At 70.6% G+C, this 24,542-nt stretch carries 22 protein-coding genes; 11 read left to right on the plus strand and 11 right to left on the minus strand.

Going from position 1 to position 24,542, the window contains the following annotated elements; translation table 11 throughout:
* Positions 1–201: 201 nt before the first annotated feature.
* Positions 202–3,189 carry an AAA family ATPase gene (locus OG718_RS29770; protein ID WP_328845651.1) on the plus strand — a complete coding sequence of 996 codons (2,988 nt, stop codon included), beginning with the start codon at positions 202–204 and terminating at the stop codon, positions 3,187–3,189.
* Between the two features lie 39 nt (positions 3,190–3,228).
* Here OG718_RS29770 and OG718_RS29775 read toward each other — a convergent pair whose 3' ends face one another.
* The 4 genes from OG718_RS29775 to OG718_RS29790 all read right to left on the minus strand — a co-directional run bounded on the left by OG718_RS29775 (position 3,229) and on the right by OG718_RS29790 (position 9,124).
* The gene (locus OG718_RS29775) at positions 3,229–6,612 is read right to left on the minus strand and encodes a S8 family peptidase (RefSeq protein WP_328847853.1); all 3,384 of its coding nucleotides are present in this window, start codon (positions 6,610–6,612) and stop codon (positions 3,229–3,231) included.
* Between the two features lie 117 nt (positions 6,613–6,729).
* Positions 6,730–7,752 carry an ABC transporter gene (locus OG718_RS29780; RefSeq protein ID WP_328845652.1) on the minus strand — a complete coding sequence of 341 codons (1,023 nt, stop codon included), beginning with the start codon at positions 7,750–7,752 and terminating at the stop codon, positions 6,730–6,732.
* On the minus strand, positions 7,749–8,714 hold the full coding sequence (locus tag OG718_RS29785) for an ABC transporter ATP-binding protein (RefSeq protein ID WP_443055159.1): 966 nt from the start codon (positions 8,712–8,714) through the stop codon (positions 7,749–7,751). The genes OG718_RS29780 and OG718_RS29785 overlap by 4 nt, the downstream gene beginning before the upstream one ends.
* Positions 8,711–9,124 carry a GntR family transcriptional regulator gene (locus OG718_RS29790; protein ID WP_143640109.1) on the minus strand — a complete coding sequence of 138 codons (414 nt, stop codon included), beginning with the start codon at positions 9,122–9,124 and terminating at the stop codon, positions 8,711–8,713. Before OG718_RS29790 ends, OG718_RS29785 begins: the two co-directional genes overlap by 4 nt.
* A 134-nt stretch (positions 9,125–9,258) precedes the next feature.
* On the opposite strand from OG718_RS29790, the gene OG718_RS29795 reads away from it, so the two are divergent.
* Positions 9,259–9,702, plus strand: a complete 444-nt coding sequence (locus OG718_RS29795; RefSeq protein ID WP_328845653.1) for an SgcJ/EcaC family oxidoreductase — start codon at positions 9,259–9,261, stop codon at positions 9,700–9,702.
* Between the two features lie 9 nt (positions 9,703–9,711).
* Here the strand turns inward: OG718_RS29795 and OG718_RS29800 are convergent, their stop codons facing one another.
* Together OG718_RS29800 and OG718_RS29805 are read right to left on the minus strand one after the other, a co-directional pair.
* On the minus strand, positions 9,712–11,070 hold the full coding sequence (locus OG718_RS29800) for an FG-GAP repeat domain-containing protein (protein ID WP_143640113.1): 1,359 nt from the start codon (positions 11,068–11,070) through the stop codon (positions 9,712–9,714).
* 102 nt (positions 11,071–11,172) lie between these two features.
* Positions 11,173–13,464, minus strand: a complete 2,292-nt coding sequence (locus tag OG718_RS29805) for a (Fe-S)-binding protein (RefSeq protein ID WP_143640115.1) — start codon at positions 13,462–13,464, stop codon at positions 11,173–11,175.
* A 413-nt stretch (positions 13,465–13,877) separates the two neighbouring features.
* Between OG718_RS29805 and dnaK the strand changes: the two genes are divergently transcribed.
* The 6 genes from dnaK (at position 13,878) to OG718_RS29835 (ending at position 20,070) form a co-directional block, all read left to right on the plus strand.
* A complete protein-coding gene (dnaK, locus tag OG718_RS29810; protein WP_143640117.1) occupies positions 13,878–15,743 on the plus strand; it encodes a molecular chaperone DnaK in 1,866 nt (621 codons plus the stop codon).
* A complete protein-coding gene (grpE, locus tag OG718_RS29815; RefSeq protein ID WP_143640119.1) occupies positions 15,740–16,408 on the plus strand; it encodes a nucleotide exchange factor GrpE in 669 nt (222 codons plus the stop codon). The genes dnaK and grpE overlap by 4 nt, the downstream gene beginning before the upstream one ends.
* A gap of 87 nt (positions 16,409–16,495) precedes the next feature.
* Positions 16,496–17,692, plus strand: coding sequence for a molecular chaperone DnaJ (gene dnaJ, locus OG718_RS29820; protein ID WP_143640121.1), 1,197 nt, complete (start codon positions 16,496–16,498; stop codon positions 17,690–17,692).
* Between the two features lie 7 nt (positions 17,693–17,699).
* Positions 17,700–18,167: a heat shock protein transcriptional repressor HspR gene (locus OG718_RS29825; RefSeq protein WP_055615521.1), complete on the plus strand. Its 468-nt coding sequence runs from the start codon at positions 17,700–17,702 to the stop codon at positions 18,165–18,167.
* A gap of 212 nt (positions 18,168–18,379) precedes the next feature.
* Positions 18,380–19,414, plus strand: a complete 1,035-nt coding sequence (locus OG718_RS29830) for a hypothetical protein (protein WP_306939135.1) — start codon at positions 18,380–18,382, stop codon at positions 19,412–19,414.
* A gap of 140 nt (positions 19,415–19,554) precedes the next feature.
* On the plus strand, positions 19,555–20,070 hold the full coding sequence (locus OG718_RS29835; protein WP_328845654.1) for a hypothetical protein: 516 nt from the start codon (positions 19,555–19,557) through the stop codon (positions 20,068–20,070).
* An 11-nt stretch (positions 20,071–20,081) separates the two neighbouring features.
* Here OG718_RS29835 and OG718_RS29840 read toward each other — a convergent pair whose 3' ends face one another.
* The 3 genes from OG718_RS29840 to OG718_RS29850 form a co-directional block, all read right to left on the minus strand.
* Positions 20,082–20,822: a class I SAM-dependent methyltransferase gene (locus OG718_RS29840; protein WP_328845655.1), complete on the minus strand. Its 741-nt coding sequence runs from the start codon at positions 20,820–20,822 to the stop codon at positions 20,082–20,084.
* Between the two features lie 270 nt (positions 20,823–21,092).
* Positions 21,093–21,347 (minus strand): hypothetical protein, encoded by a 255-nt coding sequence (locus tag OG718_RS29845; protein ID WP_143640129.1) that lies wholly within the window; start codon positions 21,345–21,347, stop codon positions 21,093–21,095.
* Positions 21,334–21,741, minus strand: coding sequence for a hypothetical protein (locus OG718_RS29850; protein WP_143640131.1), 408 nt, complete (start codon positions 21,739–21,741; stop codon positions 21,334–21,336). The genes OG718_RS29845 and OG718_RS29850 overlap by 14 nt, the downstream gene beginning before the upstream one ends.
* Before the next feature lie 79 nt (positions 21,742–21,820).
* On the opposite strand from OG718_RS29850, the gene OG718_RS29855 reads away from it, so the two are divergent.
* Positions 21,821–21,958, plus strand: a complete 138-nt coding sequence (locus OG718_RS29855; protein ID WP_186001282.1) for a hypothetical protein — start codon at positions 21,821–21,823, stop codon at positions 21,956–21,958.
* Positions 21,959–22,226: 268 nt separating this feature from the next.
* On the opposite strand, the gene OG718_RS29860 is transcribed toward OG718_RS29855, so the two are convergent.
* Positions 22,227–22,448, minus strand: coding sequence for a helix-turn-helix domain-containing protein (locus tag OG718_RS29860; protein WP_260695382.1), 222 nt, complete (start codon positions 22,446–22,448; stop codon positions 22,227–22,229).
* Positions 22,445–22,957, minus strand: coding sequence for a hypothetical protein (locus tag OG718_RS29865; protein ID WP_306939140.1), 513 nt, complete (start codon positions 22,955–22,957; stop codon positions 22,445–22,447). Before OG718_RS29865 ends, OG718_RS29860 begins: the two co-directional genes overlap by 4 nt.
* Before the next feature lie 373 nt (positions 22,958–23,330).
* Between OG718_RS29865 and OG718_RS29870 the strand changes: the two genes are divergently transcribed.
* Together OG718_RS29870 and OG718_RS29875 are read left to right on the plus strand one after the other, a co-directional pair.
* A complete protein-coding gene (locus OG718_RS29870) occupies positions 23,331–23,780 on the plus strand; it encodes a helix-turn-helix domain-containing protein (protein ID WP_143640135.1) in 450 nt (149 codons plus the stop codon).
* A 70-nt stretch (positions 23,781–23,850) separates the two neighbouring features.
* A complete protein-coding gene (locus tag OG718_RS29875; protein WP_328845656.1) occupies positions 23,851–24,216 on the plus strand; it encodes a hypothetical protein in 366 nt (121 codons plus the stop codon).
* Positions 24,217–24,542 lie beyond the last annotated feature (326 nt).

Consider the following 24,542-nt stretch of genomic DNA (forward strand, 5'->3'; position numbering starts at 1 on the left):
CACCTCTGTGGGGTCTGTGACAGGCGTGCGCACACAACACTTCTGTGACCCGTGTGGCCGGCGCAATCGTGGAGCACCACGAGACACACCACGAGATCGGCGGCACCGCGTTCGCGGCTCGTGGGTCATGTCAGGCAACGGAGGGCGCGTTCCACCCCGTCCCACACAGCGGAACGCACCACGGCCACGAGGGAGGCAGGGATGTCCGTAGCGTTGCGTGAGCGCCGGGAGGAACTGGAGCTGGTGGCCGCCGAGGCCGAGCGGGCCCGGGCCGGGTCCGGCCGTCTCGTCCTGCTGCGCGGTGCCACCGGCACCGGCCGTACCGCACTCCTGGAGGCCGCGGCCGAGCAGGCGGAGGCGGCCGGCATGCGCGTCCTGCGGGCCCGCTGCTCGCCGGACCAGACCTCCGTACCGTTCGGCGCCGTCTTCCAACTCCTCGCACACGGCCCCGGGTTCGACTCGGCCGCCGGGGAGGAGCTGGATCCGCCCGGCACCCCGCCCCACCGGGGCAGGTCCGCGCGGCTGTGGCGTCTGCTGCGCTCGTACGCGGACGACGCGCCGCTCCTCGTGGCCGTGGACGACGTGCACCTCGCCGACGAGTCCTCGCGCCGCTGGCTGGTCGAGGCGGTGCGGCGGATCGACCGATTACCCGTCCTGCTGGTGGTGACCGAACGCAGCCAGTACGACATCGATCCGCCTGCCGACGGTCTGGCGCACACGCTCTCCCCCGCCCTCGTCCGCACCCGCACCGTGGCCCCGCTGAGCGCCGGCTCCGCGGCGGAGCTGGTCCGTTCGGCCCTCGGCCGTCCCGTCCCGGCCGAGTGGGTGGACGACTGCGTACGGGCGGGCGCGGGCAGTCCGCTGCTGCTCCGTGCCCTGCTGGACGACCTCGGGGGCAGTGCCCCCGAGGTTGCCCCGGCGGCCCTTCCGGACAGCTGCGCGGCGCTCTACCCCGGCTCCTACGCGGCCGCCGTGTCCTGGTGGCTGGACAGCGCCGGGCCCACGACCACCGAGGTCGCCCGCGCGCTCGCCGCCCTGGAAGTCGCCGACGACGAGGACGACGAGGCCGACAAGAAGGGTGAGGACGGGGACGGGGACGGCGAGGGCGGCCGGGGCGGTCACGCGGACGCCGACGCCGGGCTGCTCGCCAGGACGGCGGGCGCCGACCCCGCCCGCGTACCGGGCTGGCTCACCGCGATGACCGGCCTGGGGCTGCTGCGCCCCGGCCCCGGCGGACGGCCCCGCTACGCTCATCCGCTGCTGCGGGACGCGGTGCTGAGCAGCTGGCCGGGCGCCCTGCGGCAGGCGGCGCACCAACGGGCGGCCGAGGCGATGCTGCGCCGCGGCGACCGCGCCGAGGCGGTGGCCGGGCAGTTGCTGCGGTCCGCCCCGGTCGGCGAGGCGTGGGCGACGGGTGTCCTGCTGGACGCCGCGGACATGGCCGTCCGGGACGACCGCAGCGACGACGCCCTGGCGTTCCTGCGTCGCGTCCTCGACGAGCCGATGCCCGCCGCCCGCCGGAGCGTGGTCCTCACCGAGCTGGGCTCGCTGGAGTACGCCACCGTACGGTCGACGGCCGGGATACCGCGGCTCGCCGAGGCGGTGCGGCTGCCGGGACTGCCACGCGACCGGGTGCGCGCGGCGGTGGCGCTGGGCACGGCGCTGGCCCGGCGGGGTGAGGCGCGCACCGCGATCGACGTGCTGCGCGGCCTGGAGAGCGAGCATCTGACGGGCCATCCGGACCTGGTCCGCACGGTGCAGACCGCCTCGGCGCTGCTGTCCGACCACGACCCGGGGATACGGCAGGAGGTGTACCGCTGGCTGCGTGAGACCGCCGAGCGCTCGCCGCGGCTGGTCGGCACGGCAGGGCAGGCGCTGCTGGTGCGGTACGAGTCGACCGCCGGTCTGACCTCGGCGGCATCGGCGATGCGCCGGATCCGCGCCCTGCTGGCGCAGCCGGCCGACCCGCTCGCGGAAGGGTTCCTCCTGGGCACCGCCGCCGCGGTCGCCCAGTGGGCCGACCAGCTCGACGAGGCCGAACGGCTCGTACGGCGCGGCCTGACCGGGCAGCGCCCGTCCCTGCTGCACCCGATGCACCTGGCGCTGCAGAACGTACGGGTCGACATCGCCGCCGCTCGCGGCGCCTACGCCGAACTGCTCGCCGAACCAGGGGCGTTGAGCCCCGCCCCGGGCCGGCCGGATCCGGCCAACGCGCAGGCCCACGCGCTGATCGCGCTCGTCGAGACGGGCCGAACGGAGGAGGCCACCCGTCTCGCGGACGGCTTCGACCTCCAGAACCCGCACAACTCCTGGGAGTTGAACCGCTTCCTGTACGCGCGCGGTGTCCTGCGCGCGGCCACCGGCGATCCGGCGGGCGCGCTCGGGGACTTCCTGGAGTGCGGGCGCCACCAGTCGGCACGGGACGTGGTGAGCCCGGTCGTCACCCCCTGGCGGACCGCGTCGGCGGAGTGCCATCTGGCGCTCGGCCGGCCTCGCCAGGCCCTGGCCCTGGCCGAGGAGGAACTCCGCCTCGCCACGGTGTGGAACACGCCCCGTGTCCTGGGCCGGGCCCTGCGCGTCCTCGGCACGGCGACCGGCGGCCGCCGCGGCCTCGAACTGACGGACCGGGCGGTACGGGTCCTGCGGCAGGAAGCCGACGGGGCGTCGGCCGGAACGCCCGATGCGACGCTTGATGCGGCCCCCGAGGAGGCATACGACGACGGCGGCGGGATCGTGGCCCCGGGCGGAGAGCCGGTCGACACGGAGTTGATCCCGGCGCTGATCGCGCAGGGGCGCCGGCTCACCGCCGTCGGGGAGCGGGCGCGGGCCCGCGAGTCACTCCGGGAGGCGGCCGAACGCGCCGAACGGCTGGGCGCGGTCCGGATGAGGGCGACGGCGGAAGCGGCCCTGCGCGAGGGCGGCGCCCGCCGCGCGGCGACGGCACGGACGGGGTCCGGTTCGCTCACCGCCAGCGAACGCCGGATCGCGGAACTCGCCGCGCAGAGCCGTACGAACATGGAGATAGCGGAGCTGCTGCACCTGGCCCGACGTACCGTCGAGACCCATCTGACCAGTGCCTACCGCAAGTTGGGCATCCGCCGCAGAGCGGAACTCGGCGCCGCGCTCACGGACGCCGGGCCCCGTTCCGGCCCGCCCGGCCCCGGCACCGGTCCTGATCGGGACCGGTAGCGGGACCGTCGGGGCCCTCGGACGTAGGCGGTGCGAGCCCTACTTGGTCGTGCGGTAGGCGCCGTAGACCGTCTGCTTCAGGGTGTTGCCGTCGGCGTCGGTGAGCGTGGCTCGCAGCGAGACCGTGCCTGGCCTGGCCGGGCTGCGCAGCTTGAGGTGCTTGCCGTCCACGGCGTTGGTCTTCTTCCAGGTCCTGCCGTCGTCGTAGGAGACGGCGAAGGCGAGCTTGCGCAGCGAGGCGACCTCGGTGGCCGCGCCCTGGAGGGTGAAGGGCGCGGTGAGGGTCGTCCTCGCCTTGGCCGTACTGGCCAACGACAGCTTCGGAGCGAAGCGGACGACCGTCAGCGGAAGCTGCTCGGGCGTGTCACCGGCGACGTGCGCCGAGGTGAAGGTCCAGGTCGCGGCGACCCGGGTGCTGACGGCGGACTGCGCCGGGGAGCGGGAGACGTCCACGTCGAGCTTGTAGCTGCGCCGGCCGGCGGGGACCGTGTGGGACTCGCCGTCCAGGGGCTCGTCCACCGTGAAGATCTCCTCGCCGTCGGCGTGGAGCGAGCTCCTGGCCTTCGTGTAGGCGGAGTTGCCCACGTTGCCGCCGCCGTCGGAGAACAGCGGCAGATACGCCGAGAAGGTGTCGCCGGAGCGGAGCGCGCCCGGCTGGTCGGCGCCGTGCGTGAGCGGACCCGAGGGGAGGGACGGGCCGAAGACGCCGACGTTGAAGCGCTGGGTGTGGTCCCTGCCCGCCGCGTACGCCCTGGGCGCGCCGACCTGGGTGCTCTCCCACGTCGGGTCGCCCTCCTCGTCGGGGGCGCCGTACTGGCTGACCTGGTAGAACCACTTGATCCCGTTGGGCAGTACGTAGTCGGTGCCGGTCAGCGGCAGACGGCCCGGCGTCTGGAAGAGGTTGAAGTAGCCGCCGGGCATCAGCGGCGCGGCCCAGACGGTCGCCGTCCTGCCCTTGACCGGCGCCCCGACGACGACCTTGACCTCGGTGAGCTGCGAGCGCCTGACGTTCTTGGTGAAGCCGGACAGGTCGCCCGCACGGTTCCAGGCCAGCCGGTAGTTGACGGCCTTGTGGGTCCAGATGCCGTGGTACATCGCGGACGCCTCGGCGGCCGGCACCGGGGCGCCGAGCTGTCCGACACGCATACTGCCGAAGGAGGGGGCGTCGTACAGAGACGTGTACGGCTTGTCGTTGACGTCGACGTGGAAGAAGAACATCGCGCCCGCGGGCCTGGCCGCGCCGTCCGGCACGGTGACCTTGACGGGTTTCGTCTTCCGGGCGTCCATGACCAGGGTCGTGTCCTCGGTCAGCGCGAACTTCGGGTGCAGCAGCACGGACCGTCCGGCACTGCCGGTGAAGAACCTTCCTTCCAGGGCGTAACGGCCCTTCGGCAGACGGATGGTGACCTCGCCGTCCTTCTTGTCGGCGACCTCCGTCCAGATGTCGTTGTCCAGGCCGTAGATACCCGTCTCGGCGTCGTCGGGGACCTTGCCCTCGAGGTCGAGGTGCTTGATCGTCAGGTCGTACGACTCGACCTCGCGGACGACGCCGAGGGAGGTGCGCGCGGTGGTGGTGCCGTCGGCGGTGGTGGCGGTCACCGAGCCGCCGAAGCTGCCGTCGGCCGTTCCCGCGCGGGTGTCGGCGGTCACGGTGGCGGTCGCCTCCCCACCCGCCGGGACGGTGAGTTGCCGCGGCGAGACGGTGAACAGGCCCTCGGCCGCGGGCTTTCCGTCGTCGCCGTAGGCCTCGGTGGCCAGGTCGAGGGTGACCGGCCCGGTACCCGCGTTGCGGTACGTGACGTCCTTGGTGACCGGCTGGTCGTCGGTGTGGGGGAACTCCTGTGTCCCGAAGCCCAGCGAGGCCGGGCTGCTGGTGAGCTGCTGGGCGATCGCCCCGGCGACGTCCACCCGGCCGGTGCCCTGCGTGTACGCGGAGGTGGCGGCGGCCGGCTTCGCGGAGGCGGTGAGGGCGGCCTTGATCCGCGAGCCGGTCCAGTCCGGGTGCTGCTGGGCCAGGATCGCGGCGGCGCCCGCCACATGCGGGGTCGCCATCGACGTACCGCTCATGGAGACGTAGCCGTCGGCGGCGGGGTCGCCCATGAAGCCCTCGGCGGCCTTGGCGGCGACGATGTCCACGCCCGGCGCGGTGAGATCGGGCTTGAGGGAGCCGTCGGCCGTGGGACCGCGGCTGGAGAACTCGGCGATGGCGTCCTGCCGGTCGACCGCGCCGACGGTGAGCGCGGCGGCGGCGCTGCCGGGCGTGCCGACGGTGCCTTCCTTGGGACCATCGTTGCCGGCGGCTATCACGAACAGGGCGCCGGAACCGGCCGACAGGTCGTTGACGGCCTGTTCCACGGGGTCGATACCGGGCCTGTCCTCGCCGCCCAGGCTCATGTTGACGACCTCGGCGCCCTGCGCGACGGCCCACTGCATACCGGCGATGACACCGGAGTCGTCGCCCGAGCCCTCGTCGTCGAGCACCTTGCCGACAAGGAGCCGGGCGCCGGGCGCGACCCCCGCGTACTTGGTGCCCGCGGGAGACGCGGCCCCGGAGCCCACGATCGTCGAGGCCACGTGCGTGCCGTGGCCCGCGCGGTCGACGGTGTCCGCGGCGGCGGAGAAGTTCTTCTCCGCGTCGATACGGTCCTTCAGGTCCGGATGCGTCGCGTCGATGCCGGTGTCGAGGACGGCGACCTTGACGCCCTTGCCGTCGTACCCCGCCGAGTGGGCCGCGGGCGCGCCGATCTGCGGCACGCTCCTGTCCAGGCTCGCCTTCACCTTCCCGTCCAGCCAGATCTTCCTGACCTTCGCGGAGCCGGTGCCACTGGTGAGCGTCTCCCACAGCGCGGAGCCCTCGGACTTACGGGCGCGTACGGCGTCGCCGTTGATGCTCGGCAGGTCCCGGCGGACGGTCGCGCCCGAACTCCGGAACGTACCGGCCGACAGGGACGTGCCCTTGTCGTACGTGACGATCAGCGGCACGTCGGAGCGGCGGGCGTCGTCGTAGTGCCCGCCGACCAGCCGCTTCACGTCGAACAGCCGCCGGTCGACCGTGCCGTCCGCGATCAGCGGCTCGGCGTCGCGCGGCACGACATACGCGTGACCGGCGGCCTGCTGGACGCGGAAGCCGATCCCCTTGCGGCCCTCGGCGGCCACCACACCGGTGACCTTGCCCTTGGCGTCCAGGGCCACCTTGTCGCCGGTCACGAGCGTGACCGTCCTGGCGGAGGCGGGGAGGGGGGCTTCGGTGGGGGCGGCCTGCGCGCCGCCGGACGTGCTCACCAGCAGTCCGGCGCCGAGCGCCGCCGCGAGAGCGGCAGCCGACGGGACCGTCATGACCGTTCGTTTCCTGTGCTTGTGCGACTTCAACTCGGGCCTTTCGACATGGTTCATGGCGATGTGGTCGCCGGCTCGGGGCAGCATCAGGGCGCGGCGGAGCGACACTGTGGCCGCTCGGCCGCGTACTGGGAAAAAGGACAGAGAGGAGAACTGCGAGGGGGTCGGGTCGGACGAGGCGCCCGGCCGGACAGCGGCGCTCGGTCAGACGAGGCGCTTACGACCCCAGAGGATGACGAACGCCGCGATGCCGGCGGTCAGGGCCAGCAGGATCGAGGCGCCGAGCCACTGCATGGAGGACATCTGGGAGATCGGGATGTACTCGACGTTCCAGCCGACGACCTGTGCCTTCTCCAGGCAGGCGTTGGCGGCCTTGTCCGTCGCCTCGTTGCAGCTGCCGTAGCCGATGAGGTCGCCGGACGCGGTGAGGTAGGACTGGTCCACGGCATAGGCGCCGTCGGGCAGCTTCGGGAAGTTGTCTGCCCCGACACCGTTGCTGGTCGTGACGGTGATGACGTCCCCGAGGGACATCCGGAAGTGCGACCACACCATTTGTACGACGACGGCGAAGCCGAAGGTGACGACGATGGACAGCAGGGTCCGGCGCAGCAGCATGCCGATCGCGATGCCGCCGACGACGGTGAACAGGCTGAGCGCCACGGGCACGGGTCCACTGCTGTCGAAGGCGTTTCCGTCGGACCAGTCCAGCGCGTACTGCGACGACTTGACCGGCGACCACCACCAGGTGAACACGGCGGAGGCCGCCGCGGTGGACACCGCGACCACGAGTGCGGTCACCCCGAGCTTGGTGGCGAGCCAGCGGACGCGGCTGGTGGACTGCGCGTTGACCAGCTTGGCGGTGCCGCCCTCCAGATCCCCGGCGAGCAGCGGCGCGCCCAGGAGGACACCGATCAGGATGGGCGCGTAGCCGAGCAGTTGGCCGGCCATGCTGAGCGGCTTCCGGTTGAACTTCTCCTCCCAGCCGGACTTCAGCTCCGGCCAGCCGTAGCCGTCGAGGTACGTCACCATCTGCTGGCGCCCGTAGAGCATCAACGCGACGGTGATCGCGGCGGCCGCCAGCAGGGTCCAGTAGGCGGCGCGGTGCTGACGCCAGACGAGCCAGTTCATGCCGCTGAGCCGCAGGCCACGGCCACGGCCCGCCTGGGGGTGGGCGGATTCGGCGGAGGCCGGTCCGCCGGTGCTTCCGGCGCTGGTCATCGTGCTCATGCCGCCACCGCCTGCGGGGCGACGTAGGAGCTGGGACTGATCAGGGGCGGTGCCTCGGGGGAGCGCAGATAGGCGAGCAGGAGTTCCTCCAGGTTCGGGGTGCTCGCCTGCCACGGGCCGCCGCTGACCGGTCCGTCGGGGCGGACCAGCGCGGTGAACTGCCGTCCGCTGGTACGGGTTTCGACCACCGTGTGGTACGCCACCTCCGCGGGCGCCCGCCCGTCGGAGTGGACCCCGGTCAACACGGCGTGCGCGGTGCGGAGTTCGTCGACCTCACCGGCGAGCCGCAGCCCTCCTTCAGCGATGACCAGCAGGTAGTCGCAGGTGTTCTCCAGCTCGGCGATCATGTGGGTGGACATCAGCACGGTGGTGCCGCGCTCGGCGGCCTCGGCCAGCAGGGTGCTCATCAACTCGTGGCGCACCAGCGGGTCGAGGTCGGACATCGGCTCGTCGAGGAGCAGCAGGTCGGGGCGCTTGCCGAAGGCGACGGCGAAGGCCACCCGGGTGCGCTGGCCGCCGGAGAGGGTGCCGATCTTCGCCTCGAAGGGCACATTGCCGGCGCGGACGATGTTCTCGGCGGCCCGCTGGTCCCAGCCGGGGTTCAGTTCACGGCCGAGGCGCAGGGTCTCGGCGACGGTGAAGCGCTTGAACAGCGGCTTCTCCTGGGCGAGGAACGCCGTACGCCGACTGGCCTCCGCGGACTCGGGGAGCGCGCCGAACACCCGCAGGGTGCCGGTGGTCGGCGCCAGCAGGTTGGCGGCGATGGACATCAGGGTGGTCTTGCCGGCGCCGTTGGGGCCCACGAGGCCGCAGATCCACCCGGCCGGCAGTCGGAAGGAGCAGTCCCGCAGGGCCCAGCCCCGGCGGTACTTCCTGCCGACCGCGTGGGCCTCCATCGCGGACTCGCCCGTGAGGCCCCCGTATATCTCGTGTCCCCCGTAACCCGCCCCGTTGCTCATCATCCGTGCCCCCCGTGCCCGGCGGTCGCCCTGGTCGCGGCGTACCGCTCCTCCATGACCGACGTGACCAGTGCTGTCACGTCCTCCTGCTCCAGACCCGCTTCGTGGGCCCGGTCCATCCACGCCTCCAGCTCACCCCGCAGCGGTGAGTCCGCCCCCGCCTGGGGACGGGCCAGCGACTGACGGACGAAGGTGCCAAGACCCGGCCGCAGTTCGACCAGGCCCTCCCGGTCCAGCTCGCGGTAGGCCTTGAGCGTGGTGTTCGGGTTGACCGCGGAGGTCGCCGCGACCTCCTTGGCCGTCGGCAGCTGGTCCCCGGGCACGAGTACGCCGAGGCGCAGGGCCTGCTTGGTCTGCTGAACGATCTGCTGATAGGCGGCCACCCCGCTCCGCCTGTCGATCCGGAACTCCAACTTCCATCACCACCCTTTAGCTAATGAACTAGTGGATTGATGATGGAGTACGGATCGCGTACCTGTCAAAGACCCCAGGTCTCCGCCGTGAACGCCCTTGACCTGAACCAAAGTTGAGGTTCTACGTTCCTTGTATGGACACCACGAACGCCACGGACCCTGCTCGCCCCGCCCTCTCCGCCCAGGACACCGACGAGCTGCTGATCCGCGAACTCGTCGCACGCAGCCAGGAAGCCCAGACCGACCCGGAGGTGCTGCCGGCCCTGCACACCTCCGACCTGGTGCTCATCAACCTCGCCGGGCGGCGCGTCTTCGGACGGGAGGCCTTCGCGTCGGCCATGACCGCGGCGCTCGCCTCCCCGCTCAAGGACGTCAGGACGACGCTGGAGGTCGACGACATCCGGTTCGTACGTCCCGACGTCGCCGTCGTGAGCCTGACCAAGACGGTCCACGACGAACGGCCGGACATGCAGGGCCCGTCCGACTTCCCCTCGACCGGCGCGATGACCTACGTCATGACCCGCGGCGAGGACGACGACTGGCGCATCGCCCTGGCCCAGACGACACCGATCGCCTGAGCCCGGTGGTCAGTTGGCCCCGCTGAACCGCCCGTCGTCGAACGTCACCACGTCCTTGCCGTCACCGCCGACGACCCAGATGTGCGTGGGTCCCTGCTCGGGCATCGTCCAGTGCAGGACGACCTCGGCGCTGCCGTCCCGGTCGAGGTCGCGTACGGCGGCGATGTGGGCGTACCGCTCGGGCTTCCTGAGGTCGCGCCCGACGCCCGGGACGCGGGCTGGACCGAAGCGGTCGAGGGCGCTGGTCCGCACGTCGGACGGGCTGCCCAGCAGGCCGCGGACCACGGTGACCTTCGCGGGCTTCGGATGCCCGCCCGACAGGTCGTCGACCAGCAGTTCGTCGCGGCCGTCGCCGTCCAGGTCGCCGGTGACGAGGTCGCCGGCCAGGTCCAGTTCGTACGGGCGCGACGGACCGCCGTCGCCCGGGAAGACGGTGAAGGTCCCGCCCACACCGGGCGCCTCGCCGTCGGCCTCGTAGTTGCGGCTGCCGTCGTCCCCGATGACGACATCGCCCTTCTCGTCCCCGTCGAAGTCGCCGGAGGCGACCGCACTGCCCGTCCCCAACTGCCGTGCCCGCGTGGCGAATCCGGCCGGTCCGTCGCCCGCGTGGAGCAGGGCGGCCGGGGCCTGACCGCCGTCGGTGGCACCCGGGTCGACCGCGGTGACCAGGTCCGCGGTCCGGTCGCCGTCGGCGTCACCGGTGTGGAGTGTGTAGGGATCCTTCGCGTAGAGGCCGGTGACGGGTCCGGGGCGCCCGCCACCGGTACGGGCCGGCTCACCGCTCCGGTCGAACGGGCCGTACCGGATACGGAGTCGGGGCTTGTCGACGGTGTCCTCCACGGCGGGCAGGTCGAGCCGGCCGTCGCCGTCGAAGTCGCCCGGGGTGCCGGTGGCCGCGGGCAGGGTCGTGTCCGGGGTCTTCGGGTCGGGGCCGGTCGGACCGCTCCAGACGACGTGCTCGCCGAACTTCAGGTCGGCGTACCCGTCGGCGTCGAGGTCGGCGAGGACCGGGTAGGAGGGGAGGGGCGTGTCCGACTCCGCCGGGACAGCCGGGTCTTCGGGCTTCAGGACCGTGCGGGTGGCCGGGTCGAGGCCCTCGGCGGAGCCGTAGACGATGACGACGGAGTTCCGCCCGGCGCCGTCGCTGCCGGCCCCTTCGGACGAGGTGAGATACGCGAGGTCCGGGTGGCCGTCGCCGTTCACGTCGTCGGGGACCTTGCCGCCCTTGCCCCGGGGCACGGGAGCGGCGGGGATGGGCGGCGCCGGGCTCGTCGTGGCGGGAGAGGCCTCGCCCCTGCCCCGGTCCGTGTCGTCCTCGCCGGACCCGCCCTCCCCGCATCCGGCGGCGCACAGCACCACGGCACACACGCCTGCGGCCGCTCCTCGTAAAGCCCTCATCCGACGACAACACCCCATGTCCTGGGGCTGAACCAGGACATGGGGTGCTTCGTTACGAGGATGACGCTCCGGTCACTTCACCGGCTGCGGCTCCGGTGCGCTCTCCGACTCGGCCTCGCCCGCCGGGGGTTCGTCGTCGATGGGGGTCTTCACGGAGTCGAGCAGCAGCTGGGCCACGTCGACGACCGTGATGGACTCCTTCGCCTTGCCGTCGTTCTTCTTGCCGTTGACCGAGTCGGTCAGCATGACCAGGCAGAACGGGCAGGCGGTGGAGACGATGTCCGGGTTCAGCGAAAGGGCTTCGTCCACGCGCTCGTTGTTGATGCGCTTGCCGATCCGCTCCTCCATCCACATCCGCGCGCCACCGGCACCGCAGCAGAAGCCGCGCTCCTTGTGGCGGTGCATCTCCTGCTGACGCAGGCCCGGGACGGCCGACATGATCTCGCGCGGGGGCGTGTAGATCTTGTTGTGACGGCCCAGGTAGCAGGGGTCGTGGTAGGTGATGAGGCCCTCGACCGGGGTCACCGGGATCAGCTTGCCCTCGTCGATCAGGTGCTGGAGCAGCTGGGTGTGGTGGATGACCTCGTAGTCGCCGCCGAGCTGCGGGTACTCGTTGCCGAGGGTGTTGAGGCAGTGCGGGCAGGTCGCGACGATCTTCTTCGCGGACTTGGGCTTCTTCGACTCCGCGGTGAAGTTGCCCTCGTCGTCCATCTCCTCGCCGAAGGCCATGTTCAGCGCGGAGACGTTCTCCATGCCGAGCTCCTGGAAGAGGGGCTCGTTGCCCAGACGGCGGGCGGAGTCACCGGTGCACTTCTCGTCGCCGCCCATGATCGCGAACTTGACGCCCGCGATGTGCAGCAGCTCGGCGAAGGCCTTGGTGGTCTTCTTGGCGCGGTCCTCGAGGGCACCCGCGCAGCCGACCCAGTACAGGTAGTCGACCTCGGACAGGTCCTCGATGTCCTTGCCGACGACCGGGATCTCGAAGTCGACCTCCTTGGTCCACTCCAGGCGCTGCTTCTTCGCCAGACCCCAGGGGTTGCCCTTCTTCTCCAGGTTCTTGAGCATCGTGCCCGCCTCGGACGGGAACGCGCTCTCGATCATCACCTGGTAGCGGCGCATGTCGACGATGTGGTCGACGTGCTCGATGTCCACGGGGCACTGCTCGACACAGGCGCCGCAGGTGGTGCAGGACCACAGGACGTCGGGGTCGATGACGCCGTTCTCCTCGAGGGTCCCGATGAGCGGGCGCTCGGCCTCGGCGAGGGCGGCGGCGGGCACGTCCTTGAGCTGCTCCGCGGTCGCCTTCTCGTTGCCCTCCATGTCCTTGCCGCCACCGGCGAGCAGGTAGGGGGCCTTGGCGTGGGCGTGGTCCCGCAGCGACATGATCAGCAGCTTCGGGGAGAGCGGCTTCCCGGTGTTCCAGGCGGGGCACTGCGACTGACAGCGCCCGCACTCGGTGCACGTGGAGAAGTCGAGGATGCCCTTCCAGGAGAACTGCTCGACCTGGGATACGCCGAAGACGTCGTCGTCGCCCGGGTCGGTGAAGTCGATCGGCTCGCCGCCCGACGTCATCGGCAGCAGGGCGCCCAGCGCGGTGCCGCCCTCGGCGTTCCGCTTGAACCAGATGTTCGGGAAGCCGAGGAAGCGGTGCCAGGCGACACCCATGTTGGTGTTGAGCGCGACGGTGATCATCCAGATCAGCGAGGTGCCGATCTTGATCATCGCGACGAGGTAGACGAGGTTCTGGAGCGCGCCGAGGGAGAGCCCCTTGAAGGCGAGGACCAGGGGGTACGAGGCGAAGTACGCGGCCTCGTAGTGCTCGACGTGGTGGATCGCGCCCTCAAGACCGCGCAGGGTGTAGATGGCGAGGCCGATGGTGAGGATGACGTACTCGACGAAGTACGCCTGCCAGGCCTTGGAGCCCGCGAAACGGGACTTGCGGCCGGCCCGGGAGGGCAGGTTCAGCAGCCGGATCGCGATGAGCACGACGATGCCGACGATCGTCATCACACCGATGAACTCGGTGTACATCTCGAACGGCAGGAAGCCGCCGATGACCGGCAGCACCCAGTCCGCCTCGAAGAGCTGGCCGTACGCCTGCGCGAGGGTCGGCGGCAGCGTCAGGAAGCCGATCGCGACGAACCAGTGGGCGAAGCCGACGATGCCCCAGCGGTTCATCCGGGTGTGACCCAGGAATTCCTTCACCAGGGTGATCGTTCGAGCCTTGGGGTTGTCGGTGCGGCTGCCCGCCGGCACCGGCTGGCCCAGCTTCACGAACCGGTAGATCTGCGCGACGGCTCGGGCGATGAGCGCAACGCCGACCACGGTCAGGACCAGCGACACGATGATCGCGGCGAGTTGCATTTCGGGACTCCTCGGGCCTGCGAGGTTCTCTTCGGGGTGGGTCTCCCGGTTCCCCGAAGATTGATTACTAAGCGGTAACTTATGCAGTCCTCTGAGACTACCCACTCCTGTGTCCGCACTGTAGTCAGGGGTGCGGTGATCTGCGTCGCTGAGGCTTGCCTGAGTGGACCAGGTGTCGTGCCGACCTCCGCCCCGCGTCCCACCCCGCGGAGGCGTGCCCCTTTAGGGGCGCGGGGAACTGCGCGACAAGCCCCCACCGTCCCGCAGTCGGCAGCCGACCCGCAGGTCAGGGCCTAATTGCGCGTAAGGGCAAGATAAGAGTTGAGCCCCCACGACTCACCTCTGTTGACCGAGCGGCGAGCGTCATGCACACTTGAGCCTGTTCCACTCAAGTCATTGCTGGAGGAATTGAAATGGCACGTGCGGTCGGCATCGACCTGGGCACGACTAACTCCGTCGTCAGCGTTCTGGAGGGCGGTGAGCCCACCGTCATCACCAACGCCGAGGGCGCCAGGACCACGCCGTCCGTCGTCGCCTTCGCCAAGAACGGTGAGGTGCTCGTCGGAGAGGTCGCCAAGCGCCAGGCGGTCACGAACGTGGACCGGACCATCCGCTCGGTGAAGCGTCACATGGGCACGGACTGGTCCATCGAGCTCGACGGGAAGAACTTCAACCCGCAGCAGATGAGCGCCTTCATCCTGCAGAAGCTGAAGCGCGACGCCGAGGCGTACCTGGGCGAGAAGGTCGCGGACGCGGTCATCACCGTCCCGGCGTACTTCAACGACTCCGAGCGTCAGGCGACGAAGGAGGCCGGCGAGATCGCGGGCCTGAACGTCCTGCGCATCGTGAACGAGCCCACCGCGGCGGCCCTCGCGTACGGCCTCGACAAGGACGACCAGACGATCCTCGTCTTCGACCTCGGTGGCGGCACCTTCGACGTGTCCCTCCTGGAGATCGGTGACGGCGTCGTCGAGGTGAAGGCCACGAACGGCGACAACCACCTCGGTGGTGACGACTGGGACCAGCGCGTCATGGACTACCTGGTCAAGCAGTTCTCGGCCGGCCACGGCGTGGACCTGGGCAAGGACAAGATGGCCCTCCAGCGCCTCCGCGAGGCCGCCGAGAAGGCCAAGATCGAGCTGTCCAGCTCCACCGAGACCTCGATCAACCTGCCCTACATCACCGCGTCCGCCGAGGGCCCGCTGCACCTGGACGAGAAGCTCACGCGCGCCCAGTTCCAGCAGCTGACGGCCGACCTGCTCGAGCGCTGCAAGACGCCGTTCCACAACGTCATCAAGGACGCGGGCATCCAGCTCAGCGAGATCGACCACGTCGTTCTCGTCGGTGGCTCCACCCGTATGCCCGCCGTCGCCGAGCTCGTCAAGGAGCTGACCGGCGGCCAGGACGCCAACAAGGGTGTGAACCCGGACGAGGTCGTCGCCATCGGCGCCGCCCTCCAGGCCGGTGTCCTCAAGGGCGAGGTCAAGGACGTCCTGCTCCTCGACGTGACCCCGCTGTCCCTCGGTATCGAGACCAAGGGAGGGATCATGACCAAGCTCATCGAGCGCAACACCACGATCCCGACCAAGCGGTCCGAGATCTTCACGACGGCCGAGGACAACCAGCCGTCGGTGCAGATCCAGGTCTACCAGGGCGAGCGCGAGATCGCGGCGTACAACAAGAAGCTCGGGATGTTCGAGCTGACCGGTCTGCCGCCGGCCCCGCGCGGGGTCCCGCAGATCGAGGTCGCCTTCGACATCGACGCCAACGGCATCATGCACGTGACCGCGAAGGACCTGGGCACGGGCAAGGAGCAGAAGATGACCGTCACCGGCGGCTCCTCGCTGCCGAAGGACGAGGTCGACCGCATGCGCCAGGAGGCCGAGCAGTACGCGGACGAGGACCACCGTCGCCGCGAGGCCGCCGAGTCCCGCAACCAGGGCGAGCAGCTCGTCTACCAGACGGAGAAGTTCCTCAAGGACAACGAGGACAAGGTCCCCGGTGACGTCAAGACCGAGGTCGAGACGAGCATCGAGGAGCTGAAGACCGCGCTCAAGGGCGAGGACACCACCGAGATCCGTACGGCCACCGAGAAGGTCGCCGCCGTCTCCCAGAAGCTCGGCCAGGCGATGTACGCGGACGCCCAGGCCGCGCAGGGTGCCGCGGGCGCCGAGGCCCCGGGTGCCGACGAGGGCGCGGGCGCCAAGGCCGCCGACGACGACGTCGTGGACGCCGAGATCGTCGACGAGGACCGTGACCGCAAGGACGGTGCCGCGTGACAGAGGAGACCCCGGGCTTCGACGAGCAGCCCGACGTCCCCTCCGGCGCCACCCCTGAAGACGCCGAGCCGAAGACTGCCCCCTCCGTGGAGGAGGGGGCGGCCCAGGCCGGGGACGCGGCAGCAACAGCACAGATCGCGGGCCTCACCGCTCAGCTGGACCAGGTACGCACGGCGCTCGGCGAGCGCACGGCGGACGTCCAGCGGCTCCAGGCCGAGTACCAGAACTACCGCCGCCGGGTCGAGCGCGACCGGATCGCGGTCAAGGAGATCGCCATCGCGAACCTCCTGACCGAGCTCCTGCCCGTGCTCGACGACATCGGCCGCGCGCGGGACCACAGCGAACTGGTCGGCGGCTTCAAGTCGGTGGCCGAGTCGCTGGAGACCGTCGCGGCGAAGATGGGTCTGCAGCAGTTCGGCAAGGAGGGCGAGCCCTTCGACCCGACGATCCACGAGGCCCTGATGCACAGTTACGCACCGGACGTCACCGAGACGACGTGCGTGGCGATTCTGCAGCCGGGGTATCGCTTCGGCGAGCGCACCATCCGCCCCGCGCGGGTGGCGGTCGCCGAGCCGCAGCCGGGCGCGCAGACGGTCAAGGGCGACGAGACGGACGGGACGCAGGCGGCCGACGACAAGGAGAGCGGTGGCCCGGACGAGGGCTGACGTGAAACAGGGCGTACGCGCGCCCGTAAGCAGCACGAACACCAAGCGCGTACGTGACAGTGACGTGCGGAAGGAGGGGCGTCGAGGATGAGCACCAAGGACTTCATCGAGAAGGACTACTACAAGGTCCTCGGCGTCCCGAAGGACGCCACCGAGGCCGAGATCAAGAAGGCGTACCGGAAGCTCGCCCGCGAGTACCACCCGGACGCCAACAAGGGGAACGCGAAGGCCGAGGACCGCTTCAAGGAGATCTCCGAGGCGAACGACATCCTCGGGGACCCCAAGAAGCGCAAGGAGTACGACGAGGCCCGCGCCCTCTTCGGCAACGGCGGGTTCAGGCCGGGACCGGGTGCCGGAGGCGGCAACTTCAACTTCGACCTGGGCGACCTCTTCGGAGGCGGCCCGGGTCAGGGTGGAGCGGGCGGCCAGGGCGGCGCCGGCGGCTTCGGCGGCGGTATCGGTGACGTCTTCGGGGGTCTGTTCAACCGCGGTGGCGCCACCACCGGCACGCGTACGCAGCCGCGGCGCGGCCAGGACATCGACACCGAGGTCACGCTCAGCTTCACGGAGGCGGTGGACGGGGCGACCGTGCCCCTCCGTATGACCTCGCAGTCCCCCTGCAAGGCCTGTTCGGGCACCGGCGACAAGAACGGCACACCGCGCGTGTGCCCGACCTGCGTCGGCACCGGCCAGGTGGCGCGCGGCTCGGGCGGCGGCTTCTCGCTGACCGACCCGTGCCCCGACTGCAAGGGCCGCGGCCTGATCGCGGAGCACGCGTGCCTGGTCTGCAGCGGCTCGGGGCGCGCCAAGTCGTCCCGCACCATGCAGGTCCGTATCCCGGCCGGGGTGTCGGACAGCCAGCGCATCCGGCTCCGCGGCAAGGGCGCGCCGGGCGAGCGGGGCGGGCCGGCGGGCGATCTGTACGTCACCGTGCATGTGGACGCGCACCCGGTCTTCGGCCGCAAGGGCGACAACCTCACCGTCACCGTGCCCGTCACCTTCACGGAGGCGGCGCTCGGCGGCGAGGTCCGCGTGCCCACGCTCGGGGGGCCTCCGGTCACCCTGAAGCTGCCCCCGGGCACACCCAACGGCCGTACGATGCGCGCCCGTGGCAAGGGCGCGGTCCGCAAGGACGGCACCCGCGGGGACCTGTTGGTCACCGTCGAGGTGAGTGTCCCCACGGACGTGACGGGGAAGGCTCGTGACGCGCTCGAGGCGTATCGCGAGGCCACCGCGGACGAGGACCCGCGGGCGGAGCTGTTCCAGGCCGCGAAGGGAGCATGAGGACACCATGGACGCAACCGGACGCCGTCGACAGAGTTCTTATTCCGCATATGAGCTGACGGAAGAAACACCGGTGTACGTCATCTCGGTGGCCGCCCAGCTCTCCGGCCTGCACCCGCAGACCCTCCGCCAGTACGACCGCCTCGGCCTGGTCTCCCCGGACCGCACGGCCGGGCGCGGCCGCCGCTACTCGGCCCGTGACATCGAACTGCTGCGCACCGTCCAGCAGTTGTCGCAGGACGAGGGCATCAACCTCGCCGGCATCAAGCGCATCATCGAGCTGGAGAACCAGGTCGCCGCGCTCCAGTCCCGCGTCGCGGAGATGGAAGCGGCCCTGGACGGCGCGGCGGCGGCGATGCAGCAGCGCGAGGCCGCCGTCCACGCCTCGTACCGCCGCGACCTGGTCCCGTACCAGGAGGTCCAGCAGACGAGCGCGCTGGTGGTGTGGCGCCCCAAGCGACAGCAGTCGGACTGACACCGACTGACACCGCGTCAATAATATGAAGAGGCCTGGAGGTTCAGTCGAACCGCCGGGCCTCCTTCGTGTGGCGCCGCCTGGCACGAATGTCCCTCGCGCCCCTCGCCCACAAGGAATTTGACGGTACGTCACCATCCGTTCGCGTTCCTCTGGGCTTATGGATCCGAATCACTTCTGGATCGAACCCAGTCGAACGTACACGGGGGGACATGTTGAGACCGATCACACGTACCAGAGGCGTTCTGTTCGCCCTTGCCCTGACGGCGACGGCCACCACCGCCTGGCCTGCCGCGAGTTCGGCGGCCGAGCGGTCGGAGCAGGTCGGCGCACCGTGCACCAGGCAGCAGCTCGCGGTACCCGCCGGCACCTATCGGGCCGGGGTGTTCGACGCCGACCCCACCGGTCGATTCCAGGTCGGCTACATGATGGACACGGCCTTCGTGTATCACCTGATCCGGTGGACCGATGGCGTGCCAGAGGATCTGGGCACCACCCGCACCGGCGCCAAGGGGATCAACGCGCACGGCGACATCGTGGGGTCCGAGTTCGACAATGAGACCTACCGGTCGGCGGGGTGGCTCTACCGGAACGGTGAGTTCAGCGCACTCCCGGGCATCGAGCCGGGCTTCGACACCATCCCGGAGTCCATCAACGCGGACGGCACGGTCTCCGGAGCCTCCGGTGCCCCCGGTCAGCGGCCCGTGCCGGTGCTCTGGACACCGGCGGGCGACGTGCGTCCGCTGGACCTGCCTCCCGGCGACGCAGGCGGGCGCGGCACCGACATCGATGACGACGGCACCATCGTCGGCTGGACCGACGCCGGCGCCGACACTTCCACGCACGCGGCACGATGGAGCCCCGACGGCACCCCGGAGCGCCTCCCCGAGCACCTGCCCGGCCCGGAGACCGGGTCGAGGGCCGAGGCCGTGGCCGGTGACACCGCGCTCGGGTACGAGGTCCACGCCACGGGCCCGACCTCGATCCTGCTCTGGCGGAAGGGGGCCGCAGGCGGTCCGGAGGTCCTCGGCGAAGGCGAGCCGCAGGCGGTCAACGGGTACGGCTCGGTGGTCGTACTCACCACGCCGGACGCCAAGTTGTGGCTGATCCAGAACGGGGTCGCGCGGTCGCTGCCCAGTGACACCACGCCCTTTCCCACCGCCGAGGTCACGGCACTGACCGACGACGACATCGCGTACGGCCGCTGGAACAGCACTCCCGTGCGCTGGGACTGCCGGCTTCCGTAGCCGTGACCGTGGCACCCACGTCAAGGGGCCCGGAGGCCGAGACAGTCTCCGGGCCCTCCCATGTGTTGGGATCATGTACTGGACTGCTGATCTATCGATCGACGGATCCGTTGGATTCACGGGGGGAATGGAGCGTGCCCATGGCCATGGTGGGGCTGTTCTGGATAGCCGAGGGCGATGTGTATGTGGGAGCGAAACCGTCCGGGCGCGCCCCGGGGGTGCGGCTGACGCCGGAGGGGGTCGTGTCGCTCGGTGACGGCAGCTCGGACCTGTGGCCGTGGGACGAGGTGCGTGGGCTGACCGTCGAGGATGTCCCGTTGAAATCACTCAGGCGTCGGATCAGCGTGGTGGTGGACATGGTGCTGACCGTGACCAGCCTCGGCGAGACCGATGCACCGCCGATGATGAGCGTCCTCGTCGAAACGGCCGACGGGGCCACCGATTTGACCGTGTATGCGGCGGCGTCCAGCTATTCCCAGGAGGAGTACGACCTCTCGCTGTCCCTCCTGTCCCATCTGACGGCGGGCGAGGCCACGCTTCGGGCGACGCTGGCCGCCATGGCGCAGTGGGGCCGGACGCAGGAGGACGGATCGCCCCGGGCGGCGGAGCGGGAGGAGTTGCTGCGGGAGTGGGTCGGGGTCGGCACCCTCTCGTGAGCGGCGGGGCGTCAGTGGTGCCCGGCCCCCGGTCGTAGCGCGACGAAGACGAACTCCCGGCCCGGGCGGTCGGGGGCGTCGCGGACGTCCTCCACGACGTAGCCCTGCGCGGCCAAGTCGGCCTCGATCTCGTCGCGTTCGCGGAAACGGAGGGTCGATTTCGAGGTCAGCACCTCTCCGTCCGCGGCGAACACATAGGTGCCGCGGAACGTCACCAGCGGCCCGTCGACCTCGACCAGTTCGTTCCAGCCCTCGACCGCGCCGACGCCCGGGATCTCCGTAGTCCCGTACGAGGCCTCGCGGTTCCACTCCTCCCAGGCGCGCCGCGCCGGATCCCGGGTCTCGAAGACGAAACGCCCACCGGGCCGCAGGGCTTCGTAGGCGCCCCGCAGGGTCTTCCGCCACATCTCCGGATCGGCCAGCTCCTGGGCGGCGTTCGCCGTCATGGTCGCGAGGTCGGCCTGGAGCGGGGGGAGGGTGGTGGCATCACCGTGGATCCAGCGCACCCTTTCACTGCCCGCCTTGCCCCGGGCCACATCGAGTGACGCCTGCGCCGGATCGACACCGACGACCTCGATCCCACGATCGGCGAGCAGCAGCGCGAACACTCCCGTCCCGCAGCCGATGTCGAGGACCTGACGCGCCCCGAACTCCTCAGCGATGCGGACGTACGCGTCGAGGTCGCTCCGATCGGGATCGAGCGGATCGTAGACCGCGGCGAGCCGCGGATGCCGGAAGGCTTCGCCCGCCATCAGGAGCGCCAGTCGAGTTCAGGCATCCGCGCCTCCCCGGAGGGCGTGAAGGAAGTGTTGGATGAGGGCCGGAGAGTCCTTCATGGAGTGTGCTTCCGGGGCCAACACTATGTCGATCGGGGGTGTACGTCGTCATCGATGACTACGACGACCAGGACGCCGTAACCGTCCGCGGCAGAGCGCGATCGCCGTTGCCGGAGTGGTTCGGCCGTGGGAAGAGGCCGGGGAGTTGGATCCGCCGGCCCCTTCCCGGCAGTCGGAACGGCAGGGCTATCGGCCCAGGGTCTGCCAGACCGTGAGCGCCAGTGCGAGGCACGACGTGGCCGCCGCCAGGGACGGCAGGGGCCAGCGGGTGCGTTCCAGGGCCTCGATACGGGTCTCGTGCTCGTCCAGGGTCTTGTCGGTCTGGTCGGCGCGCTGGAGGAGAAGGGCGAGATCGCCACGGGTGGTGGCGAAGCCGACGTCGACCGAGCGGCGCAGCCGCTCCAGCTCCAGGACGACCTCGTCAGCCTCAGTCGTCGTCATCGGGCGGCACCTCCTTCCGGTCGTCCTCCGTCACCCGCGATGGGGTGGTGACCGGGGCGAACGGGGTCCGGAAGGTCGTACACAGGGCTCTGCGCACGGCATTGGCATCGGCTTCGGTCATGGTGGCGCTCCTCCTCGTGCCTCTTGTCCTTCGGGTGTGGCAGCCCGAGATGTCACAACTGAATTTGAAATCCTGCACGGTCTCGACAGTGGGGGTCCAGATGTACGGTCCTGCGATACCGGTCGCCATGGTGACGAGTTTGGTCTTCTGGTTCTCTGCCGGAGTTTTCCGGCGAGGCAGAGCATTACGAAAGCGCGGCATCCGCACCGCCGCGAAATGCGTGAACAGAGAAAGGGGATCGAACGGAATCAACTTCCTTGTGATGCGGTTCACGGCAGAAGACGGCAGGAGCCTGCAAGCGAAGGTGGGGCCCTTCAGGAGCCCTCCTGCTCTCGTTGGAGGTGTCATCGACGTGGTCTACGACCCGAAGGACCTGTCCAATGTCGAGACACCCGGCCAGATGACGAGCGGAAGGGTGGCCCTGCCGACGGCCATCGTCTCCGGTCTGGTGCTCGCTCTCTCGCTCCTCTTCCTGTTCTTCGGAGCCTGAAGAGCGAACGGAGAGAAGGGCGTCTCGCCGTGGCCGAGGTGAGCAGAGTGATCACGGCGAGTCCGGGCAACACAGAGCGGCAGGTCCGCCGCCCGTCCTCCGGGCGCAGCTCTGCCGCTGCATCCACTGTGACACCGGTAGGGGAAACATGCAACTGGCTTATGCCGGGCGGTTATTCAGGCGGTACGCATGAGGGGTCCCGCCGCGTGGTGCGGCGGGACCCCTCGCGCGTACGGCGGGATGAGTGGAATCAGCGAGAACGGTGGGATCAGTGGTCGTGGTGCCGGGCGAGGTGGGTCGTCCGCTCGGCCGCGAAGACGTCCTCCAGCCGGAAGAGGCGGCGGCGGCCCTGTGTGCCCGCGGGCCGCAGATGGCCGCGCTGCACCCACTTGCGGATGGTCGCGGTCGTGACGCCCGCCTCGTCGGCGGCCAACTCGGCTGTGATCAAAGGGGTGTTCGCGACCCGATTCATGTTCGTGGTTCCGGTCATGAGTGCTCGGCCTCCAGTACCCGCCCGCACACGGGATTGACGCATCTGATCTCGGCCCGCTCGGGTAACGCCCGCAGCGAGACGCAGTCGCAGGCGGGGCAGCGGCCGGGCAGCCGTACGAGCTGCTCCGGGTCGCCGAGCGCGCGGGCGCAGCGTGCGGCCATCCGCCGGGTCTCGTCCTCGACGTGCGGGGCGAGCAGCGGGTCGGCGGCGATGCGGTCCAGCAGTCCGGCGATACGGCGCAGCCGTACCGGCACGGAGGCGGGGGGTACCGGCCGCAGGCCGAGTCGTTCACGTACGGCCTCCTCCAGTTCGACGACTCCGTCGGTGATGTCCCGTACGGCGTCGGAGACGTAGAGGCGGACCGGGGCGGTCGTGCCGCCGACGGGTCCGTTGTCCCGGCGCTCGCGCAGGCCTCCGTGGACCGTGGGGGCCAACTCGTCGACGAGGTCCGGGAAGCGGCGTACGAGCGAGGCGATCCAGACGGCTCCACCGTGGTCTCCGCTCATCGGTCCACCTCGCACCACCGGTGGACCGGGCGCCGGCGCTGATCGCAGGCGCGCGATGCCGGTTCGAGCGCGGGAGAACGCCAGGTCGAGGGTGTGGTCGTGGTGGCGGCTCCGGGTGGTTGGTCGGGCACGTGCAGCCCCTCCCGATCTATGGGAACATATGTTCGACAGTTGCGAACGAGCGGACAGAGTTGCATGTTGCGAGCGCGTACGCAAGTGATTACGTTCCGTGGAGGTCGATGTGACGGCGGGTCCTCAACCCCTCCTGAGCTGCGGGAAGTTGCCGAATCTCCACAGTTACGCGCGGGCGCGCGCACACATTGGTGCGTGTGCGATCGGTACGCTGCCCCGGCGACGAGGGGAGAGCGGACTCATGGCTTCGAGCTCACGGGCCGGTGCCCGCGCCGACCACAACTTCCGGGCCGCGGGCCTCGACGACTTCGCCGGCTGGATCGAGGGACTGCTGCGCGTCCGGGGCTACGACATCGACAGCCCACGCGGCGGCGGCCGTTCGAAGCTCGCCGACGACGCCGGGGTGCACCGGGCCGCCGTGAGCCGGCTGCTGCAGCGGCAGTCCATGCCCGACCTGGAGACGATGCGGCGTATCGCGGCCGTACTCGGCGTGCCGCTGCGGGAGATGCTCATCCGTTCGGGCCGGCTCACCGAGGACGATCTGCCGGTGCCGGACAACGGGCGCCCCGCGGGCGGTGAGGACCGTCCGTGGCTGACCGCCGAGGAGGCCGCTCTCCGGATGGGTGTCCCGCCCGAACTGCGGTCGCTGTTCGCCAAGGTGGCCCAGCAGTTCCTGCCGGAGGGCGGCTGACGGCGAAGGGGTCGGGGACGGGGCCGGAGTGCTCGGGCCATTGGCCTGCGGGGCCTTGAGGGAGCGCGGCATGGGAAATCCAGGAGGCGGCCCGGACGACGAGGCCGAACGCGTCTCCCGCCTGGTGGGCGAACTGCTCATCGGGCTCGGCGAGAAGGTCCGGGCGGCGGGACCGGAGTCCGTCCGCGTCCTCACCGACGAAGAACTCCAACGGCATCAGCTGAACTGGTTCCGCGCGGGCTGGGACGAACATGCGAGGGCGACGGGCGGGGAGGGGGATCCGGCGGGCGGCCCGGCCGGTTGGGACGGGCAGGCCCGGCCCGGCTCGGATGTCTCCGGGCATCCCGACACCGAGGACTTCCCGGCCCCGCCCTCGGCCCGTCTCCTCCGTTTCCCGGAACGCCCGCCGGACGACGAGGGCGGGGGCCTGCGCTGACGGTCTTGGGTGGGGTGATCCCTGGTTTCTTTCGCCCCCGCCGCCCCTACCCATTCCCGTCACTACTCGGGGGCCAGCCCCCGAACCCCCGCTCCTCAAACGCCGGAGGGGCTGAAGATTTCGCAGCTCGGGCCGACACACTCAGCCCGTCCGGCGTTTGAGGACGAGGCCGTTCAGGCCGATTCCCACCCACCCACGGTCAACCCACCCACCCCGCCAGCGCTCACCCACTCAGCCCGTCCGGCGTTTGAGCACGAGCGCGTTCAGCGCGATACGGGGGTCTGGGGGCGGAGCCCCCAGGGATGGGAAGGGTAGGGGCGGCGGGG

The sequence above is a fragment of the Streptomyces sp. NBC_00258 genome (assembly GCF_036182465.1).
Classification (GTDB): Bacteria; Actinomycetota; Actinomycetes; order Streptomycetales; family Streptomycetaceae; genus Streptomyces.

What these genes read in the sequence shown, in the direction of transcription:
- OG718_RS29770 (WP_328845651.1), top strand. Translation starts at nt 202, where the DNA reads ATGTCCGTAGCGTTGCGTGAGCGCCGGGAGGAACTGGAGCTGGTGGCC.
- OG718_RS29775 (WP_328847853.1), bottom strand. Translation starts at nt 6,612, where the DNA reads ATGCTGCCCCGAGCCGGCGACCACATCGCCATGAACCATGTCGAAAGG.
- OG718_RS29780 (WP_328845652.1), bottom strand. Translation starts at nt 7,752, where the DNA reads ATGAGCACGATGACCAGCGCCGGAAGCACCGGCGGACCGGCCTCCGCC.
- OG718_RS29785 (WP_443055159.1), bottom strand. Translation starts at nt 8,714, where the DNA reads ATGATGAGCAACGGGGCGGGTTACGGGGGACACGAGATATACGGGGGC.
- OG718_RS29795 (WP_328845653.1), top strand. Translation starts at nt 9,259, where the DNA reads ATGGACACCACGAACGCCACGGACCCTGCTCGCCCCGCCCTCTCCGCC.
- OG718_RS29805 (WP_143640115.1), bottom strand. Translation starts at nt 13,464, where the DNA reads ATGCAACTCGCCGCGATCATCGTGTCGCTGGTCCTGACCGTGGTCGGC.
- dnaK (WP_143640117.1), top strand. Translation starts at nt 13,878, where the DNA reads ATGGCACGTGCGGTCGGCATCGACCTGGGCACGACTAACTCCGTCGTC.
- dnaJ (WP_143640121.1), top strand. Translation starts at nt 16,496, where the DNA reads ATGAGCACCAAGGACTTCATCGAGAAGGACTACTACAAGGTCCTCGGC.
- OG718_RS29825 (WP_055615521.1), top strand. Translation starts at nt 17,700, where the DNA reads ATGGACGCAACCGGACGCCGTCGACAGAGTTCTTATTCCGCATATGAG.
- OG718_RS29830 (WP_306939135.1), top strand. Translation starts at nt 18,380, where the DNA reads ATGTTGAGACCGATCACACGTACCAGAGGCGTTCTGTTCGCCCTTGCC.
- OG718_RS29835 (WP_328845654.1), top strand. Translation starts at nt 19,555, where the DNA reads ATGGCCATGGTGGGGCTGTTCTGGATAGCCGAGGGCGATGTGTATGTG.
- OG718_RS29840 (WP_328845655.1), bottom strand. Translation starts at nt 20,822, where the DNA reads ATGGCGGGCGAAGCCTTCCGGCATCCGCGGCTCGCCGCGGTCTACGAT.
- OG718_RS29845 (WP_143640129.1), bottom strand. Translation starts at nt 21,347, where the DNA reads ATGACGACGACTGAGGCTGACGAGGTCGTCCTGGAGCTGGAGCGGCTG.
- OG718_RS29860 (WP_260695382.1), bottom strand. Translation starts at nt 22,448, where the DNA reads ATGACCGGAACCACGAACATGAATCGGGTCGCGAACACCCCTTTGATC.
- OG718_RS29865 (WP_306939140.1), bottom strand. Translation starts at nt 22,957, where the DNA reads ATGAGCGGAGACCACGGTGGAGCCGTCTGGATCGCCTCGCTCGTACGC.
- OG718_RS29870 (WP_143640135.1), top strand. Translation starts at nt 23,331, where the DNA reads ATGGCTTCGAGCTCACGGGCCGGTGCCCGCGCCGACCACAACTTCCGG.
- OG718_RS29875 (WP_328845656.1), top strand. Translation starts at nt 23,851, where the DNA reads ATGGGAAATCCAGGAGGCGGCCCGGACGACGAGGCCGAACGCGTCTCC.